Genomic DNA, 5,173 nt, shown 5'->3' with positions numbered 1-5,173 from the left:
TGAAGGTGATCGTCAACGACAACGCCGGCCAGAAGGTCGGCTACGTCTACGACCTGGTCGCGGCGCCCGCCGGCGCCCCGCAGCCTGGCCGCTTCAAGGTCGGCCGCGGCCTGAAGTCTGTCTACATGGCCTTCGAGCTCGGCAACGTCGCCGGCAGCGACTTCGCTGCCGACGTGCTCGAGATCCGCCCCCTCGTCCTTGATCGGAGACTGCCGTGAGTGGCAACAACCTTTGCCTGAGCACCTACACGGATCCGGCGCTGACGTACTTCGACCTGGGCGCGGCCACGTTCCTGCCGTTCGCCACCAGCGCCTTCGCGCAGGCCCAGGAGCAGATCGACCGGGTCGTCGATTTCGAGGTCCCCATTCAGCAGTGGGAGGCCAGCTTCGATGCCAGTGGCGACCTGACGCCGTACGTGCGGCCGCCCAAGCCCACGCTGCTCGAAATCACGGTTCCGCCGACGCCTGTAGTCCCCGCGGCGCCCACGCTCAACCTGCCGGCATTGACGGTGGGTCCGGCGCCGGTCGAGCCGCCCGAGCTGTCGAACATCCCGGTCTTCGTCCGGCCGCCGAAGCCGGACCCGCTCGATGCTGAGCGCCCCGGCCCGGCGCCGACGATCGAGAGCCCCGACATGCCGGTGGCGCCGGTGCTGGTGGAGCCCGACGCCCCCGAGCTCGAGGTGATCGAGCTGCCCACCGTTCCCGACATCGCGATCGAGCGGTTCGACGAGCTCGCGCCGACCTTCGACGCCCCGGTGCCCAGCGAGCTGGTGGACTTCCAGGAAGACCCCTACGCGTCGGCCTTCCTGGACAAGCTCAAAGGCACGCTGTCGACGATGCTCGACGGCGGCTTCTACCTGCCGGAGGCGGTGAGCAGCGCCATCTGGGGCGGCGCAGTGCAGCGCGAGGACCAGTCGGAGCTCAAGCTCCTGCAGGAATCGCGCGAGCTGCACTCCAACCGTGGCTTCGACGAGCCCGACGGCAACCTCGAAAGCCGGATGCTCGAGGCCATGTACGCCAACCGCGCCCAGCGCGGCCAGCTCAACCGCGAGGTGTACGTCCGCTCCGAGACCGTGGCGATCGAGAACCTGGGCCGCGCGATCGCCAGCGGCCTGACGCTCGAATCGACGCTGCTGCAGGCGCACCTGACGGTGCAGGAGCGCCAGTTCCAGATGGCCTTCAAGGTCAAGGACCTGGCCCTGGCGGTGTTCCAGGCCCGGGTGGCCCAGTTCAACGGTGCGATCCAGGCCTACAACGCCCGTGTCGACGCCTATCGGGCCTACCTCGATGGCCTGCGCGCCGAGGTCGACGTCTACCGCGCCGAGGTGGAAGCCGCGAAGGTACGCGGCGACATCAACGAACAGCGCGTGCGCATGTACGCCGAGCGCATCCGCGCGCAGCTGGCGCGCGCCGAGGCGTACCGGGCCCAGGTGGAAGGCGTGAAGGCTTTCATCGAGGCCGAGCGCGCCAAGATCGAAGGCTACCGGGCCGAGGTCGAGGCCTATGGCAGCCTGGTCGACGCGAAGAACTCCGAGTGGGATGCCTACCGCACCCAGATCATGGCCGACGCGGAGCAGGGCAAGGTCTACGAGACCCTGGCCCGGGTGTACGGCACCCGCGTCGAGGCGCACCGCACCGGTGCCCAGATCCAGATCTCGCAGCAGGACTCACACATCAAGGCCGCCGAGGCCGAGCTGCGCCGTCACGACAACATGCTGCGCGCCCTGCTGGCCCAGCTCGAGAACGCGCGCACGGTGATCGCCGCCCAGACCGCGCACAACGAATCGGCCGCGCGGATCTACACGGCCGAAGCGGCGATCGAGCAGGCGGTGTCGGATTCGAACACCCGCGGCTTCCAGGCGGAGACCGAACGCAGCCGCGTGCGCTCCGACACCATCGTCCAGAACGTGCGCCTGGCGGTCGAACAGATCCTGGGCGTCAAGGGCCTGATGCTCGAGGCCCTGAAGTCCGGCGCCCAGGCGTCGAGCCAGCTGGCCGCCAGCTCGTTCAGCGCCCTGAGCTTCGGCGCCAGCATCAGCAGCAGCCAGAGCCGCACCAAGGCCTGCAGCACGAACTTTTCCTACGTCGGCGAAATCGCCGACGCCGTTGGCGCGTCGTAACCCAAGGAGATTCGCAGGATGGCCACGAACGATTGGCGCATGGATGATGAGGCCAACCGCCTGCAGCGGCGGCTTTCCGGCACCGGCTCCGGCACCGGCTCCGGCGCGGGCGCAGGTGGTGGCGGCGGCACGCCAGCCGCGCGGCCCACTGAATCGGCCGGTGTACGCGCTGGCCAGGGCATTCGCCGCGGCCTGGCCCAGATCGGCCGGCCCGTGCAGGCGGGTGCCGAGGCCGTGGCAGCCCCGGTTCGCCGCGGCCTGGGCGTGACTGGCCGCTTCGTCACCGACATGCGCAACACGGTCGCGCCACCCACTGTGGTGGCGCCCCCGCTCAATCCGTCCGGCCCCCAGAACGGTCGCCCGATCAACCGGCGTCCTCGTGCCGGCGCTGGCGGCGTTCCCGGAGCACCGACGGTGGCCGACACCTCTTCGGCTGATCGCAGCGGCACCATGGACCTGGGGCAGTTCAGTGGCGACCAGGGCTACCAGACCAAGGGCTTCCTCGAGCCGGCAGGGAAGGGCAACCAGGCGGCTCCGGAAGCGGTCTACCGCGGCCTTCAGCGCGATCCCCAGGATCTCGCAAGCCGTGCGATCAACCAGCAGACCGGCGTCGCGCGCCGAGCTCGCTCCCAGGTGATGGGAGGCCTGCCGCGAGACGAGATCGTGCGCCGCCTCGAGAACAGCCAGGGCAGCTACTTCAACAAGGGCCGGCCCAGTGCCCGCGCCGCGATCGCCGGCGTCTACGCTGACCAGCTGGCGGCCGCCGATGGCACGAGCGCCCGCCTGCAGGAAGGCGGCAACCGCGCTGCGCTCTCCGGCCTTCGCGGTGCCACCGAGGGCGAACTGGCCCAGCAGGGCGCCGCGAACACCGGCGTGCTCGAGGGGCAGCGGCAGCAGGGCGATCGCCAGCTGGCGACGCTGGGCTCCGAGCTCTCGGCCAACCAGCCTGAAACCCTTGTCGACGATCGCGGCAATGTGGTCGTGCGCCGCGGCTTGTCCGCCAGCCAGGTGACCGGTGCCGACGGCCAGCCCCTGCGCGCACCCGCTGCGCCCCAGGAGGGCCAGATCACGCCGGCCAAGCAGCTCGAGGCGCTGCAGGCGGAGATGGCGAACCTGATCGACCTCCCGATGGAGGACGAGGCCCGCGCCGCGCGCATCGGCCAGCTGCAGGGTCAGATCGACGGCCTGATCGGTGTGCCCCGCGCGCCGACCGGGGTGCCCGACGGTGCCGTGAAGCTGCTGCGGTCCAACCCGGACCCGGCCACCGTCGCCGAATTCGAGGCCAAGTATGGCCAGGGATCCGCCCGCTACTTCCTCGAGGGCTGAGTCATGCAGAATCGTTTCGACCAGTTCGACGCCCCCGCGGCGTCGGCGCCCGACCGTGCCCAGCCGGCGACCGGCAATCGGTTCGACGAGTTCGATCCGCCGCCGCCGAAGCGCACGCTGGGCCAGGCCGTAAAGGACACGGCCCTGGCACCGGTCTACGGCGCCGTGAACATGGTCGGCGGTGTGCTCTCCCTCGCCGAGCAGGCGACGCCGCTCAACGGAATCCGCCGCAGCCTGGCCGACATCGGCATTGGCTCTGGCCCTTCGAACTACGCCGCCAAGGCGACGGAGGCCGTTTCCGGCGCGATCCGCCGCGGCCTGTCCGACGACATCGTGGCCCGCCAGCAGAAGGTCAGCGAAGCGGAGTCCTTCGGCGACGCGGTGAAGATGACGGTAACCGACCCGGGGCTGCTGCTGCAGTTCGGCGCCGAGCAGCTGCCGAACCTGGCCACGATGGGTGTTGGCTCCGTCGCGACCGGTGCGCGTGCGGCCGCCGGTGCTTCGCAGGCCGCGCGCACGGCGGCCGTTGCCCGTGGCGCCACGGCTGAAGCGGCCGAGGCGGCGGCTACGCAGGCTGGTGCGGCGGCGTCGAAGGATGCCGCCACCAGGTTCATCACCGGCACCTCGGTGGCCATGGAGTCCGGCAACGCCAACGTCCAGGCCGTGAACGAGGTCCTCGCGCTCCCCGACGAGGTCTGGCAAGAGAATCCGCGCTACCGCGCCCTCGTCGCCGGCGGCCTGGATCCGCAGGCCGCGAAGGAGCAGCTGGCAAGCATCGCCGGCGGCAAGGCTGCGGCTGTCGCCGCGCCGCTGTCTTTCGTGGGCTCGCGCATCGCCGCGCCGTTCGAAGCCGAGGTCTTTACCCGGTTCATGCCTGGCGCCCCGCGCCGCACGCTGTCGGCCGGCAATGCAGCTCGCGTCGCCGGCGGCGTCGCCCGTGAAGCGTCCGAGGAAGCCATCCAGGAGGGTGGCGCCCAGCTCGGTGTGAACCTCGGTGTGCGCGAGGTGGACGAGTCGCGCGGCCTCATGGACGGTGTGCCCGCTGCTGCTGGCGTCGGCGCCACGGTGGGCGGCGTGATCGGTGGCGGTCTGGGCGTGGCCAACGTCGCCACCACCCGCCGGCGCCTGCCCGAACGCGGGCCGCTGGGTCGCGTGGCCAACGCCGCCGACGATGGCACCACCGCAGAGACCGTGCTCGCCACGCAGGATCCCTCCGCGGTGCCGCCCGTGCCGGCTGCTGATGCACCGCAAGCCCCGCTCGCGCGCACCGTCGCGCCAGCAGCTGCAGCTGCTGCGCCAGCGCCGGCCGATACCCAGGGCGCCCTGCCGTTGCCCGACGCCGACGCTGCGCTGCTCGAACAGCCTGGCGCCGAGCCGGCGCCGGCGGCCGCGCGCTCGATGCCACTGCCACCGCCCTGGATCAACCAGGAGACCGGTGAGTTCGCCGACCCGACGGACGAGCAGATCCGCCAGCAGCTGACGGCCCAGATGGACGCGCAGACCCAGGCCGGCACCAGCCTGCGCCTGGCAATCCGCCCCCTGGCCAACGCGTGGGGCATCACGCCCGAACGGCTGCGCTCCCAGGCGAAGGCAGCGCTCAAGGCCCGCGAGACTCAGCTGCTGCAGCAGGTGCAGCCCGAGCCGGAGCCGGTCAACTTCCGCGGCATGGACGAAAGCGAAGTCGACGTCGAGGAAACCCAGCGCGGCCTCGAGGTCGACCTCGCGGAC

General features: G+C 71.1%; 2 protein-coding genes and 2 pseudogenes. All 4 read left to right on the top strand.

Annotation, left to right across the window (positions count from 1 at the left end; all coding sequences use genetic code 11):
- Positions 1 to 218 (top strand): annotated as a pseudogene (locus AACZ35_RS12160) (hypothetical protein); the annotation flags it as partial.
- Positions 215 to 2,119 carry a hypothetical protein gene (locus tag AACZ35_RS12155; RefSeq protein WP_339829676.1) on the top strand — a complete coding sequence of 635 codons (1,905 nt, stop codon included), beginning with the start codon at positions 215 to 217 and terminating at the stop codon, positions 2,117 to 2,119. The pseudogene AACZ35_RS12160 and the gene AACZ35_RS12155, both read left to right, overlap by 4 nt.
- 18 nt (positions 2,120 to 2,137) lie before the next feature.
- Complete coding sequence (locus AACZ35_RS12150; RefSeq protein WP_339829674.1) at positions 2,138 to 3,445, top strand: hypothetical protein; 1,308 nt, start codon at positions 2,138 to 2,140, stop codon at positions 3,443 to 3,445.
- A 3-nt stretch (positions 3,446 to 3,448) separates the two neighbouring features.
- A pseudogene (locus AACZ35_RS12145) lies at positions 3,449 to 5,173 on the top strand (hypothetical protein); the annotation flags it as partial.

The organism is uncultured Arenimonas sp. (genome assembly GCF_963976025.1).
In the GTDB taxonomy this organism is placed as follows: Bacteria; Pseudomonadota; Gammaproteobacteria; order Xanthomonadales; family Xanthomonadaceae; genus Arenimonas.
This window is presented reverse-complemented; position numbering and strand designations above follow the sequence as displayed.